The sequence below is a fragment of the Arenibacter troitsensis genome, assembly GCF_900177645.1.
Classification (GTDB): domain Bacteria; phylum Bacteroidota; class Bacteroidia; order Flavobacteriales; family Flavobacteriaceae; genus Arenibacter; species Arenibacter troitsensis.
Map to the genome: position 1 here is coordinate 162,579 of NZ_FXAO01000003.1, position 14,222 is coordinate 176,800.

Genomic DNA, 14,222 nt, shown 5'->3' on the forward strand with positions numbered 1-14,222 from the left:
TTTAGATACAACAATACATTCCTAGCTCGCTTGATTGCAAGTGAAGAAATGATGATGATGTGTCCTGTTATTTTTCATGATAAGGCAAAATTAAAACTATTTTTCAACCTTGGAAAATTTATACGGAACAATTTATTTTAAAATTGTTAAATTATTATTGATTCCCTAGTATAATTGGCATTCCTGATTCCCCACTTCCAATAACGATTACTTTGGCATTGGGGGATTCCGATAATTTGATAGTAGCATCAATACCCTTGTCCTGCAATATTTTGTCGGTCAGGGAAGCACTTAAAATACTATTGGCATCAGCTTTACCCTGTGCTTCAATACGTACTTTTTCAGCTTCTTTTTGCGCGGTAACCAACCTAAATTCATACTCAAGGGATTCTTGTTCCTGTTTAAGTTTACGTTCAATGGCTTCCTTAATAGTTGGAGGCAAGGTTACGTCCCTAACCAAAATTTCATTGAGCTGAATGTATTGTCCGTCAACAATTTTCTGGGTTTCTTCATATATCTCCTGTTGAATGGCATCCCTTTTACTGGAATAAAGCTGTTCCGGGGTGTATCTTCCAACAACACTTCTTGCCGCCGATCTGATAGTTGGCAATAATACACGTTGTATATAGTCCATACCTTTTTCCTGATGTAATTTTCCTAAAAATTCTCTTTTTGGCTCAAACCAGGCCGAAGCTTCCAACTTTATCTCAAGACCGTTTGAAGATAATACCTGCATTTTTTCCAAAACTTCCTGTTGACGTACTTCGTAGATAAAAACCTTGTTCCAAGGTGCCACTAGATGAAAGCCTTCACCTAATGGGGCCTCATCGGTCACCACCCCACCAGAAAAAGTTTTGTAAAGCACTCCCGCTTCACCTGAGCCAATGGTAACGGCCGATTTCGAAATTAATATAACAAGTACTATTAGGGCGAATATGGCCGGTAATGCAATTTTTGGTAATTTGTCCATTTAATATATTTATTATTTATTAAGTTAATCCATTATATTTTCTGATAAACCACTCCAACGATAGTGCTGCAATGATAATACCTAGAAGAAATTTAAAATCGATTAAAGGTACGACAATTTGTTTGCTTTTTTGAACTGGGACAAACTTAGGATCGTTTTCCAGAGCCATCACCAAGGAATCCATTTGATCGGGAAAGTAAAGTTTTCCTGCCGTATTATTGGCAAGACGATTCAGTTTATCGTAATTGCTGGAGGTAAATTGTTTTTCGGCATCAAAATCCAAAATGGAAAAACTACCTGACCTGTTAAAATTCTCTTTGCTTACGGTAGCAATAAAATCATATTTGCCCGGGGGTAAATTGCTTAGGTCCGCCTCATAGTATCGGTCTTTTAACAACATTGGGACTTCCAAGGAAGTATTGGTGGATTTATTCACCACTTTTAAGTTGATGGACGCATTGGAGTCAAAGGCAAAGGCCTCATCAAAATAAGTGGCTTTAATTTTTGTTTCGCTACTATTGTTGTAAATGGGGCTATAATCCAGTACAAATCTATTTTTGCCTTTGGTAGTCGATAGATAAAGGATCAGTTTTCCGAGAAAAGCATCAAAATTATTAAAAGTTTGATCGTTCCGGTAATTTTGAACCCTCCATTTCCATATATTTTCCCCGACCAATATGGCATGTTTTGCGCTCTCTTCCTCTACGGTGGTCATTAAGGGTTGGTCCATGTCCACCCCTCGTATACGCATTTTTAACAAGGGTTCGCCCCTGCCCAAAATATTCACCGGACCAGCATCCGATAGCAGGGGCGGAAAACCTTCCAAGGAGAATTCCGAAATATCGAACTTTGAAAATGCGGCATTCTGGATTGCAAATAATTCCTGCACAGGATAGCCTGTTTCTATTAGGAAGTTATTTTGAATTTTGTTCAAAAAATTCAAATCGGTATCAGTTCCCAATATGGTAAAGGTATTGGAATTTCGCAATTGAATTTGTTTGTATACCTTATCAAAAGAGGCATCGGGCTGATAAAGTATGTACATGTCCACCTCCTGTAATTTACTTAAATCGGTATCGGGCCTATAAATGGACACCAGTCTCTGTTCGTTACTCTCAATGGATTTCTTAAGAGCTCCAATGTCCGGGTGTTGGACAGCAGAGATAATGGCCACATTTGTTTTTTCGTCCAATATTTCCAGTGCCATTGATTTTTCATTGTTTGCCGTATTTTTTTCGTTGGACAATGGGGATATAGCCACCTTAATATCTTTCACACCCACCGTACTGGCCTCTATCTGGGTATTGACAATCTTGGTGTTGGAAACATTGGACAGCGATATTTGTTCCTTATATACCAAATTGTCGTCCATAAAAATCTTTAATTCCGTGGAAATTTCTTCCTTACCGTCATAAGAAATAAAAACTTCCAAAGGGAATTTGTTCTTTAGAAAGGTGTATCTGTTGGCATTTATTTGGTTTATTGCCAAATCATCGTATTTGGTGGTGTCGCCTAGAACCACGGGGTAAATAGCAAATTTTTGTCGCTTTCCGTAAAATTCATAGTCTTCCCCTATGGTCTGATTGCCATCTGTAAGCAATACGACTGCGGTATTTGTACCTGTAAATATTTCGTTTAAACCTGCCAAGGCCTTAGAAATATTGGTACTTTTCTCTACAAGGCCAAGACTGTCGGAATTGGATAAATCCGATCCAAATCTGTAATTGAGTATATTGAATTTTTCCGATAATGCTACGGCTTTTTTTCTTAACGAGTAAAGGTCGGAGATTACTTGGGCTTTATCCTTGGAAATCATTGAAGTTGAATTGTCCGCAAGTAGTACCAAATTGGTCTTTTCCAGGGTATATTCGTTCTTCTTAAATTTTGGATTGATAATGAGTAATAAGGTTCCGAATATGGCCAAAAAACGCAAAAAGGAAAGGATTACCTGAAGTTTTCCCCTCCTTTTGCTTTTATAATAATATTGAAACAGTACGAGTGCCAGTGCCACAATGGCCGCGAGCAATAAAAAAAGTACTGTCTGTATTTGCATCATAAATGGTTGTTGGAATTAATGCCCTTTAGTAGCTACTTTATGTACTTGGTATGCAATGTATAGCCGGGTCGGCACGCGGCCAAGTTGCACCTAAAATAAGTATTTCTATAGCTAATTCAAGGCCTATCTAGCTCAAAATAAAACCTAGGTGAGCATCCCTCCATCCACATTTAGAACTTGTCCTGTGATATAGGCCGAAAGATCCGAAGCTAAAAACAGACAGGCATTGGCTACATCTTCGGGCTGACCTCCTCTTTTTAATGGAATTCCATCCCTCCATCCCTGTACTACCTTTGCATCCAACTTATCTGTCATTTCCGTTTCAATAAAGCCGGGTGCAATGGCATTACATCTTATATTTCTAGAACCAAGTTCCAAGGCTATGGATTTGGTAAACCCGATCATTCCGGCCTTGGAAGCGGCATAATTTGCCTGTCCCGCGTTACCTTTCACCCCTACTACACTACTCATGTTTATTATGGAGCCACTTCTTTGTTTAAGCATGGTCCGCTGTACGGCCTTTGTCATGTTAAAAACCGATTTTAAATTTATTTCAATTACAGAATCAAAATCATCTTCGCCCATTCTCATTAAAAGATTGTCTTTGGTGATACCGGCATTATTGATGAGAATATCGATTACACCCCCAAAATCTTCCAATACTTGGGCTACCAATTTTTCCGAATCCTCAAAACTGCCAGCATTGCTCTTATATGCCTTAGCTTTTACGCCATAGGCACTTAGCTCTTTTTCCAAGGCCAAAGCCGGGGCTTCACTGGAACTATATGTAAAGGCAACATTGGCACCGTGCTTGGCGAAGACTTGTGCTATTCCAGTTCCGATTCCCCTACTTGCTCCGGTGATTATTGCATTTTTTCCTTCTAGTAACTTCATCTGTCTTTAGTTTCTTAGTTGATAATCAAATATAAGTTATGTTTTAGCTGTTTTAAAATTTTTACCTTAAATGCTGGTATAAAATTTTAAGGTCCCGGTATTTCCAGGCAAAAAAAATCCCGCTTATCCTGAAGAATTCCGAAATAATCGGTACAGTATAAACGGAATAAAATTTATTGAACGGGGGTTATCCCAAAACTTGCTTAACTTTTAAACCAATTTCGGCAGGTGAATCCACAACGTGGATTCCACATTCCCTCATGATTCTTTTTTTGGCTTGGGCCGTATCATCACTACCGCCAACTATGGCACCTGCATGCCCCATAGTTCTACCTGCTGGAGCTGTTTCACCGGCAATAAATCCAACGATTGGTTTCTTGCTGCCACTTGCCTTATACCATTGTGCGGCATCCGCTTCCAATTGTCCACCTATTTCACCGATCATAACCAAACAAGTGGTTTCTGGATCATTGATCAACAATTCCACTGCTTCTTTTGTAGTGGTACCAATTATTGGATCCCCTCCTATTCCAATGGCAGTGGTAATCCCAAGACCCTGGCGCACTACTTGATCGGCAGCTTCATAGGTTAAAGTTCCGGACTTGGAAACAATGCCTACATTACCCTTTTTAAAGACGAAGCCAGGCATAATACCTACTTTGGCTTCCCCTGGGGTAATTACTCCAGGACAGTTTGGACCTACCAATCGGCAGTCCATATGTTTAATATAGTCATATACCTTCACCATATCGGCTACGGGAATACCTTCTGTAATCGTAATGATCACTTTAATTCCAGCGCTAGCAGCTTCCATAATTGCATCTGCAGCAAAAGCCGGCGGAACAAAAATGATGGTGGTATCGGCCCCAACTTTTTGAACGGCTTCTTCAACTGTATTGAACACAGGTTTTCCCAAATGCTCTTGTCCACCTTTTCCCGGTGTTACCCCACCAACCACATTGGTGCCGTATTCGATCATTTGTTCAGCATGAAAAGTACCTTCGCTACCTGTAAAACCTTGAACAATAATTTTGGAATCTTTATTTACTAAAACGCTCATTATATATTTGGTTTAATTGATTCTTGCAAAAATAAAGTTTTGAAAAGGAATTCTAAACTATTCTCCTGCATATTTATTTTTCTAATTTTTTTAATATAAAAGGGATTTGCTTAACATAGGCCAGCTGTTTTAATTTTTCCCTTGATTCCTCTGCCGGACTCCCAAAATAGTACGCTCCGCCTTCCAAGGATTTGGAAACCCCTGTTTGAGCCAGAACAACAGCTCTTTTTCCGATGGTGACGGCACTTGTTATTCCCACCTGTCCCCATAAGGTAACCTCATCTTCTATGATGACACAACCTGCAATGCCGGTTTGGGAAGCAATTAGGCATTTCTCACCAATTACGGTATCATGGCCTATCTGGACTTGGTTGTCCAACTTTGTTCCTTTTTTAATGGTCGTATCTCCAGTAACCCCTTTATCTATAGTGCAAAGCGCACCAATATCAACGTTATCCCCAATGACTACCCTTCCTCCCGAGATTAGTTTATCATATCCTTCCGGCCTTTTTTTGTAATAAAAGGCGTCCGAACCCAATACCGACCCCGAATGAATGGTAACATTGTTTCCTATTACGCAATTATCGTATATGGATACATTGGAATGAATTAGGCAGTTATCGCCAATTACTACATTGTTTCCAATAAAGCAATTGGGTTGTACCACAGTTTCCTTACCAATTTTGGCAGAGCTGGCGATATTGGTTTGGGCCTGAACAAAAGGCTTAAAAAAAAGAGTTAGGATGTTGAAATCCCTAAAAGGATCATCTGAGATCAATAATGCCTTCCCTTCCGGGCAATCCACTTTTTTGTTGATCAAGACAATGGAGGCGGCACAGTTTAGGGCCTTGTCATAATATTTGGGATGATCCACAAATACGATATCACCTTTCTCCACAACATGGATTTCGTTCATGCCCAACACAGGAAAATCATCATGACCCACATATTCGGCATTGATGATGGTCGCAATCTGGTTAAGCGTATAAGGGGATGGAAATTTCATAGTTAGGTCTTATGCCATTATGCAGCAAAAAGCGTTGTGAAAACTGTTTTATTCCTTAACACGCTCCATATAAGCGCCTTTTTCCGTGTCAATTTTTATTTTATCGCCTTCATTGATAAACAAGGGAACATTTACGGTAGCCCCTGTTTCAACTTTGGCCGGTTTGGTTGCATTGGTCGCCGTATTGCCCTTAACCCCTGGTTCAGCGTAGGTAACTTCTAAAATAACACTTGCCGGCATATCTACAGAAAGTGGCATACTGTCCTCTGTATTGAAAAGTATGGTTACCACTTCGCCTTCCTTCAATAAATCGGGAGCATCCAAAGAACTCTCCTGTAGGGTAATCTGGTTGTAATCGTCCGTGTTCATAAAATGGTAGTTCTCTCCCTCAGCGTATAAAAACTGGTAAGAGCGGGTTTCTACACGCACATCCTCGATTTTTGAACCTCCGGAAAATGTATTGTCCAATACTTTGCCCGTACTTATACTTTTAAGTTTAGTTCTTACGAAAGCCGGACCCTTACCCGGTTTTACATGAAGAAATTCAATTATTTTGTAAATGTCGTTGTTGTACCTAATGCACAATCCTTTTCTAATATCTGATGTTGATGCCATAAAATTCTAATTAGTACTGAAATAACCTTTCATGATTCCTCTTTGGGAATCCCTTATAAATTGTAAAATTTCATCCCTTTCCGGAGTAGCCTCCATTTCTGCCTCTATTATTTGAACAGCTTGGGTATTGTTATAATTCTTTTGATATAGTATTCGGTATATGTTCTGTATCTCCCGAATTTTATCGGACTCAAAGTTTCTCCTTCTTAGTCCCACGGAATTGATACCTACGTAAGATAAGGGTTCCCTTGCCGCTTTTACAAAAGGAGGCACATCCTTTCTTACCAAGGAACCGCCCGTTACAAAAGCGTGGCGACCAATGGAAACAAATTGATGTACGGCCACCAGGCCGGCCAATATTACATTATCCCCAATGGTTACGTGTCCGGCCAAGGTGGAATTGTTGGAAAAAATACAATTGTTGCCCACCAAACAATCATGCGCAACATGGCAATAGGCCATAATTAGACAATTATCGCCAATAACCGTTTTCATCCTATCTGATGTGCCCTTGTGTATGGTGGCACATTCCCTTATGGTAGTGTTGTTGCCGATTATGACCGTGGTATCTTCGCCTTCGTACTTTAGGTCCTGTGGTGGTGCGGATATGACGGCACCAGGAAAAATATTGCAGTTTTTTCCAATTCTTGCCCCTTCCATTATGGTAACATTGGAACCAATCCATGTACCATCCCCAATAACTACGTTATTGTGAATGGTTGTAAATGGTTCTACTACAACATTTTTGGAAATTTTAGCTCCAGGGTGAATGTAAGCCAGTGGTTGATTCATCCTTCTTATTTCTTTTTAACAATTTGAGCCATCATTTCAGCTTCGCATACCAATTTTCCATTGGCATAGGCATAGGCCTGCATGTGACATATACCTCGTCTAATGGGTGTAATTAAACTACAGTGGAAAATTAAGGTGTCGCCGGGGAGAACTTTTTGCTTGAACTTCACATTGTCGATCTTCATGAAAAGTGTAAGGTAATTTTCGGGGTCTGGAACAGTACTCAGAACCAAAATACCTCCAGTTTGCGCCATTGCTTCAACTTGAAGTACTCCGGGCATTACCGGGGCACCTGGGAAGTGGCCTACAAAAAAAGGTTCGTTCATGGTCACATTCTTCATTCCTACCACATGTTCATCGGATAGTTCCAGGATTCTGTCTATGAGCAGAAAAGGAGGTCTGTGTGGCAACATGTCCATAATCTGATGGATATCCATCAAAGGCGGTTTGTTTAAATCATATTGTGGTACATGGTTCCTCTTTTCCATTTTAATGATTTTGGACAATTTTTTAGCGAACTGTGTATTCACAAAATGTCCTGGCTTATTGGCAATAACCTTCCCTCGAATCCTTGTTCCTGTCAAGGCAAGATCACCAATAACATCCAATAACTTATGCCTGGCAGCTTCATTGGGTTGGTGCAGTGTTAGGTTGTCCAAAATACCGTTGGGCTTTACCGATAATTTCTTTTTATTAAAAGCCTTTTCCAGCTTTTTCATGGTTGAATCGGAAATCTCCTTGTCTACATAAACAATGGCATTATTTAAATCACCACCCTTTATCAAGCCGTTTTCCAACAACATTTCAAGTTCGTGCAAGAAACTAAATGTTCTTGCATCCGCTATTTCAGATTTAAACTCGCTCAAACTCTCTAAGGTGGCATTTTGGGTGCCAAGCACCTTGGTACCAAAATCTACCATAGTAGTTACCTGGTAGGTTTCCGATGGGATAATCGTTATTTCACTACCTGTTTCTTCATCTTTGTACGAAATAACATCCTTTACGATAAACTCATCCCGCAAGGCATTCTGCTCAACGATTCCCGCTTCTTCCAGCGCTTCTACAAAAAATTTGGAAGAACCGTCCATTATTGGAGGTTCCGGGGCATTCAACTCTATTAGGACATTGTCTATTTCCAAACCTACCAAGGCGGCCAAAACATGTTCCGAGGTCTGGATCTTTACCCCGCGTTTCTCCAAATTGGTGCCCCTTTGGGTATTTACTACATAGTTGGCATCAGCTTCAATGATGGGCTCACCTTCTAGATCCACACGTTTAAAAGCATAACCAAAATTTTCAGGGGCAGGAACAAACCTTAATGTCACATTTTCCCCTGTGTGCAATCCTACACCCTTAAGCGTAATTTCCTTTGCAATTGTCCGTTGTTTTGTAGTTGTGTTACTCACCGTCAATCCTTTTTTTCAATGTGTTCTAATCTATTTATTATTTTGGGCAGATTTTTAAAATGTACATAGGATTTATTGTAATCTCCATAGTTTAATGCCGGGGAGCCCTGTAATATTTCATCGTCCTTTACATTTCTTCCAATGCCGGACTGAGCCTGAATTTTTACCCTATCCCCTATTATAATATGACCAACAATACCTACCTGTCCCCCTATCTTGCAATACTTTCCAATTTTAGTAGATCCGGCTATTCCCGTCTGCGCAGCAATTACGGTATGTTCCCCAATTTCAACATTGTGGGCTATCTGAATTTGATTATCCAATTTTACGCCTTTCCTAAGGATAGTAGAGCCCAAGGTGGCGCGATCAATCGTAGTACCCGCCCCTATATCCACATTGTCCTCAAGAATAACGTTTCCTGTTTGCGGTACGGCTATATATTCTCCATTTTCACTTGGAGCAAAACCAAAACCATCGGCTCCCAGAACTACCCCACTATGCACCACACAATTATTACCTATAAGTGTTTCCGAATAGATTTTGGCGCCTGCAAAGATGACCACATTGTTACCGATGGAAACGTTGTCTCCTATATAGACATTGGGATATATTTTTACATTGTCCCCTATCTTAACGTTATTGCCCAAATAGGAAAAAGCCCCTAAATAAAAATCCTTCCCGTGGGTAGCCGTATCCGCTCTAAACACAGGTTCCTCAATGCCAATTTTGTTATTTTTTACCTGATTGTAATATTCCAAAAGTTTGGAAAAGGATTTATAGGCATCATCCACTTTTATCAAGGTGGTCTCTAATTGGTGGTCCGGAACAAAGTCCCTGTTTACAATGGTTACAGATGCTTTTGTAGTATAAATGTAGGAAGTGTATTTTGGGTTCGCCAGAAACGTTAGTGCTCCTTTTTCACCTTCTTCTATCTTCGCCAATTTATGTACAGCTATCTCTGGATTACCCTCCACATCCCCTTCCAATATACCCGCGATTTGGCTTGCTGTAAATATCATGGACACAAAAGTAAGAAAAATAGTTAAACGGAAACTTTAGGATAGCACATATAATATTTGGTTACGGTTTTGGAAAGCGTTTTCAAATATTGTTGGTCTGAGGCCTTGGCTACATCCGTGCTGCTACCATTACTTCGCAGAATGTTAATATTCTGACTTTTGGCGTTGTACGCCTGGTTTTCAATTTTCCCCGAAAACACGAAATAAGACGTTTCTTCATCCGTTAACCCATGTTCGTTTTTGAAACTTAAAAAGTGTTTGTTCAGTTTGGCTTCATTAATAGGTTTATTCTTCAGTTTTACATGTAACAAACTGCGGTTAATGATCATCTTACATAGTTTTGATAATACAAAATCCTCATGATCCTGCCAGCTTTTAATGGCCCACAAAATATCTACATCATCCAATTGGGCGAACAAATCCAATTTATCCCGTGAAAATTCTTCCTTTGGGATTTTATTTTCCATAAAGAATTTAAGGGCACCGTTGAACGGAACATTGTCACCCTTGCCCAACAAATCCTTCGCCCTTTGTAATATTTTTATCAAAAGCTGCTCGGCTACCAATCCGGTTTTATGTAAATAAACCTGCCAATACATGAAGCGCCTGGCCATTAGAAATTTTTCAACCGAATAAATTCCCTTTTCCTCTATCACCAATTCTCCATTAAGAACATTCAACATGGTAAGGAGCCTTTCGGAATTTATATTTCCTTCCGCCACCCCAGTATAGAAACTATCCCTCTTTAAATAATCCATCCTGTCCATATCCAGTTGACTGGAGACCAATTGATTTAAAAACTTCTTGGGATATTGCCCTTTAAAAATGGCAATGGCCGTGCTTAGTTTTCCTTTGTATTTCTCATTTAGGGCCTCCATGAACAATAGGGATATATGTTCATGATTCACTCCCTCCACAATACTGTGCTCCATGGCGTGGGAAAAAGGGCCGTGCCCAATATCATGCAATAATATGGCGCACAGGAGTCCGTCTTCCTCTTCCTTTGTAACTTCAACGGACTTGAACCTTAGGACCTGAATGGCCTGCTGCATTAAGTGCATACTTCCCAGAGCATGATGGAAACGGGTATGATGCGCCCCTGGATAAACCAGATAGGACAGCCCCATTTGGGAGATTCTCCTTAACCTCTGAAAATAGGGTTCAGCAATTAGATTAAAGATTAGTGCATTGGGTATTCCGATAAATCCGTAAATTGGATCATTGAAAATTTTGAGCTTATTTGATTTTATCAAAACCAGGATTCTTTACATAGGCAAATATAAGGACTAAATGAACAAGATTACAATACTTTGGGTAGATGATGAAATAGATTTATTAAAACCCCATATCTTATTTTTAGAAGGCAAGAATTATAAAGTTATAACTTGTCTAAGTGGTCGGGAGGCTTTGGATGAATTAAAGGAAACACATGTCGATATTGTTTTTTTGGATGAAAATATGCCCGGTATTTCGGGCTTGGAAACATTGAACGAAATAAAGGTGATCAATAATTCCCTTCCCGTGGTTATGATTACCAAAAGTGAAGAGGAATTGATTATGGAGGAGGCCATTGGTTCTAAAATAGCGGATTATTTAATAAAACCGGTAAACCCCAATCAAATTTTGCTGTCCCTTAAAAAGAATCTGGACCATTCTCGCCTAGTATCAGAAAAGACGACCGCCAACTATCAACAGGAATTCCGGAAAATTGCAATGGAATTGGCTGTGGTGAATAGCTATGAGGAATGGGCGGAGCTTTATAAAAAACTTATATCCTGGGAATTGCGGTTGGAGGAAATAGAAGATTCCGGAATGTTCGAAATACTGGAGTCCCAAAAAACGGAGGCGAACCAACAATTTGGGAAATTTGTGGAAAAAAATTATCCAGGTTGGTTTACCGATAAGGACGGCCCCGTTATGTCGCATACCCTCTTTGGTCAATTGGTTAAACCAGAATTGAAGGATAACAAAACGTTATTGGTGGTCATAGACAATTTAAGATATGATCAATGGTTGGCTTTTGAAGACACCATTAACTCGTTCTACAGGAAACGTAAGGAAGTGCCGTATTTCAGTATTTTGCCTACGGCCACCCAATACGCAAGGAATGCCATATTCTCTGGGCTTACACCATTGGATATGGAAAAAAAATACCCACAATGGTGGAGAAATGATACAGAGGAAGGAGGTAAGAATCTATTCGAAGCGGAGTTTCTTGAAGCACAAATAAAGCGTTTGGGACTGGAATTGAAGTGGGAATACCATAAAATAAGCAGTTTGAAACAAGGGAAACACCTTTCCCAAAATTTTAGGTCCCAGAAGGAAAACGACCTAACGGTAATAGTCTACAATTTTGTGGATATGCTTTCCCATTCCAAAACGGAAATGGATGTGGTTAAGGAATTGGCCGCAAATGATAAGGCGTACCGTTCCCTAACGCAGAGTTGGTTTAAAAACTCCCCCTTACTGGAAATCATACAACAAGCACAGGGTCTGGGTTTAAAATTAATCCTTACTACAGATCATGGCACCATTAACGTAAAACAACCTTCCAAGGTAATTGGCGATAAGGAAACAAGTCTAAACCTTCGTTATAAAACGGGACGTAGCCTAACCTACGAAGAAAAGGATGTATTGGAGGCAAAAGACCCTAAGAAAATATTTTTGCCCAACATTAATGTAAGCAGCTCTTACATATTTGCCAAAAATGATCTGTTCTTTGCTTATCCCAATAATTACAATCACTATGTTAGTTACTATAGGAATACCTATCAGCATGGAGGGGTTTCCATGGAGGAAATGATAATACCGTTTGTAGTAATGGAACCAAGGTGATCATAGTTTCAATGACCTTAATGAAATTTGTATTTTATTATTTAAGGAATAGGATTTAACTTGCGCAAATTTTAATGGTTTAAAATGACTATTTCCTATAATATTTCCCAATTATCCACTGTTGCCCAACAGTTGATTGCCAATGTACCCTCAAAAACACTATGCTTTTATGGCGAGATGGGGGCCGGAAAGACCACCCTTATCAAGGCCTTGGTAAAGGAGTTGGAAGGTAGCGGCTCTACAAGTAGTCCAACTTTTGGAATTGTAAACGAATACCATAGGGAGAACGGGGAGTTACTAGGGTATCATTTTGATTTTTACCGTTTAAATAGCGAATCAGAAGCCTGGGATCTTGGCTTGGAAGAATACTTAAGTAGCGATACGTGGACCTTTATGGAATGGCCAGAAAAAATAGAAGGATTACTTCCGCCAGATAGAACCGAAATTAGAATTAAAATTTTGGATGAAAAAACCCGGCAACTTTCAATGATGTAGTTGTTATATGGTATAATTTGTACAATCTAGGCATTGGACCAGTGCAATTTTCAGAAATTATATTGGTCCACTTGAAGCCAGGACCAAGTGATGAGTTATATTTTTCCGATGAAATGTATAATTTTATCGGTGTAATACACGTTATGTGGTTTTTTTTAATATTTTTGTTTCATACATAAACCCTTTATCGAACTTAAATTTTAAAGACCATGAACATTAAAAAAGTTACCCTAGGCTTTGCTCTTGCGGCTTGTATTTCATTAATGAGTTTCTCCTGTACCCCAAGCAGCACTGCTGAAGACGATTCATTGTATGAACAAAATATTGATATATTAAAAATTAAGGTACCCGCCAACGGTATCGACATTTTAAAGGTAAAAGTGCCTAAGAACGGTTAAGGCATATTCTTTATATTTAGGTGGGCTTCTATATACTAGAAGCCCATTTTTTTTGTTATAATAGAAGTAAAACAATTACCCACTTGACCAATATGCTCAAACCGTTCCGCAAACTCGACCAAAGCAACAAAACAAAGAAGTCGAGAAGTCTTCTCATTGGAAGTATCGTAGCGGTCATTATTGCCTTGACGCCCTTAATATTTTATTCTTACAAGTTCTTCCCATCCGGAAGTACCTTGGATCTTTATTTTTATACATATGAAAGTAAATACCAGTTAAGCATAATTACCGTCATGTGGCTGTTTATGGCCAAATTTGTACCCTTGGTGCTCTTGGCATTATGGTTCTTTACATGCAAGCACTGGTGGTATCACGTGTTGTTAATTCCAATAGCCATGTACGTCTTCCAAGTGGTATCCTTAATTTACGAAGATAGGTTTATAGATGAGGTCGAAATACTTTGGTTGCTGCCTATAATGATAGTAATAATACCCTTTGTTTACTTTATTCGCTTAAAGTTGTTCGACAAACATGTTCTTGGCATTGATTTGGAGGCAATGGACCGGGAGTTAAAGGCGTACAAGGAAAAAGAACTTAAGGAAAAGGATCGACTTCAAAAAGACGAAATGGCAAAAGAAAAATTATCGTAATTTTGATTTCGGATAGAATCGATACA

Annotated in this window: 14 protein-coding genes; 4 read left to right on the forward strand and 10 right to left on the reverse strand. The window is 39.4% G+C overall.

The window, feature by feature from the left end:
• Positions 1-154: 154 nt before the first annotated feature.
• From B9Y87_RS07820 to B9Y87_RS07865, 10 genes are all read right to left on the reverse strand, one after another.
• Positions 155-970: a prohibitin family protein gene (locus B9Y87_RS07820; protein WP_085497844.1), complete on the reverse strand. Its 816-nt coding sequence runs from the start codon at positions 968-970 to the stop codon at positions 155-157.
• A 19-nt stretch (positions 971-989) separates the two neighbouring features.
• Positions 990-3,026 carry a VWA domain-containing protein gene (locus B9Y87_RS07825; RefSeq protein ID WP_245808677.1) on the reverse strand — a complete coding sequence of 679 codons (2,037 nt, stop codon included), beginning with the start codon at positions 3,024-3,026 and terminating at the stop codon, positions 990-992.
• Between the two features lie 144 nt (positions 3,027-3,170).
• On the reverse strand, positions 3,171-3,920 hold the full coding sequence (gene fabG, locus B9Y87_RS07830) for a 3-oxoacyl-[acyl-carrier-protein] reductase (protein WP_085497846.1): 750 nt from the start codon (positions 3,918-3,920) through the stop codon (positions 3,171-3,173).
• Between the two features lie 187 nt (positions 3,921-4,107).
• Positions 4,108-4,980, reverse strand: a complete 873-nt coding sequence (gene sucD / locus B9Y87_RS07835) for a succinate--CoA ligase subunit alpha (protein WP_085497847.1) — start codon at positions 4,978-4,980, stop codon at positions 4,108-4,110.
• Between the two features lie 73 nt (positions 4,981-5,053).
• The gene (locus B9Y87_RS07840) at positions 5,054-5,986 is read right to left on the reverse strand and encodes a UDP-3-O-(3-hydroxymyristoyl)glucosamine N-acyltransferase (RefSeq protein ID WP_085497849.1); all 933 of its coding nucleotides are present in this window, start codon (positions 5,984-5,986) and stop codon (positions 5,054-5,056) included.
• Between the two features lie 48 nt (positions 5,987-6,034).
• A complete protein-coding gene (gene efp / locus B9Y87_RS07845) occupies positions 6,035-6,601 on the reverse strand; it encodes an elongation factor P (RefSeq protein WP_085497851.1) in 567 nt (188 codons plus the stop codon).
• 6 nt (positions 6,602-6,607) lie between these two features.
• The gene (gene lpxA / locus B9Y87_RS07850) at positions 6,608-7,393 is read right to left on the reverse strand and encodes an acyl-ACP--UDP-N-acetylglucosamine O-acyltransferase (RefSeq protein WP_072861346.1); all 786 of its coding nucleotides are present in this window, start codon (positions 7,391-7,393) and stop codon (positions 6,608-6,610) included.
• Positions 7,394-7,398: 5 nt separating this feature from the next.
• Entirely contained in the window at positions 7,399-8,799 is a 1,401-nt protein-coding gene (locus tag B9Y87_RS07855; RefSeq protein ID WP_085497853.1) for a bifunctional UDP-3-O-[3-hydroxymyristoyl] N-acetylglucosamine deacetylase/3-hydroxyacyl-ACP dehydratase, read from the reverse strand.
• Between the two features lie 2 nt (positions 8,800-8,801).
• Entirely contained in the window at positions 8,802-9,818 is a 1,017-nt protein-coding gene (gene lpxD, locus B9Y87_RS07860; RefSeq protein WP_085497855.1) for a UDP-3-O-(3-hydroxymyristoyl)glucosamine N-acyltransferase, read from the reverse strand.
• A 23-nt stretch (positions 9,819-9,841) separates the two neighbouring features.
• Positions 9,842-11,071, reverse strand: coding sequence for an HD domain-containing protein (locus B9Y87_RS07865; protein WP_085497856.1), 1,230 nt, complete (start codon positions 11,069-11,071; stop codon positions 9,842-9,844).
• 37 nt (positions 11,072-11,108) lie between these two features.
• Between B9Y87_RS07865 and porX the strand changes: the two genes are divergently transcribed.
• The 4 genes from porX (at position 11,109) to B9Y87_RS07885 (ending at position 14,196) form a co-directional block, all read left to right on the forward strand.
• Positions 11,109-12,653, forward strand: coding sequence for a T9SS response regulator signal transducer PorX (gene porX / locus B9Y87_RS07870; RefSeq protein WP_085497858.1), 1,545 nt, complete (start codon positions 11,109-11,111; stop codon positions 12,651-12,653).
• 84 nt (positions 12,654-12,737) lie between these two features.
• Positions 12,738-13,148, forward strand: coding sequence for a tRNA (adenosine(37)-N6)-threonylcarbamoyltransferase complex ATPase subunit type 1 TsaE (gene tsaE / locus B9Y87_RS07875; RefSeq protein WP_085497859.1), 411 nt, complete (start codon positions 12,738-12,740; stop codon positions 13,146-13,148).
• A 209-nt stretch (positions 13,149-13,357) separates the two neighbouring features.
• Complete coding sequence (locus B9Y87_RS07880) at positions 13,358-13,546, forward strand: hypothetical protein (protein WP_085497861.1); 189 nt, start codon at positions 13,358-13,360, stop codon at positions 13,544-13,546.
• A 92-nt stretch (positions 13,547-13,638) separates the two neighbouring features.
• On the forward strand, positions 13,639-14,196 hold the full coding sequence (locus tag B9Y87_RS07885) for a hypothetical protein (protein WP_085497862.1): 558 nt from the start codon (positions 13,639-13,641) through the stop codon (positions 14,194-14,196).
• The last annotated feature ends 26 nt before the right edge of the window (positions 14,197-14,222 follow it).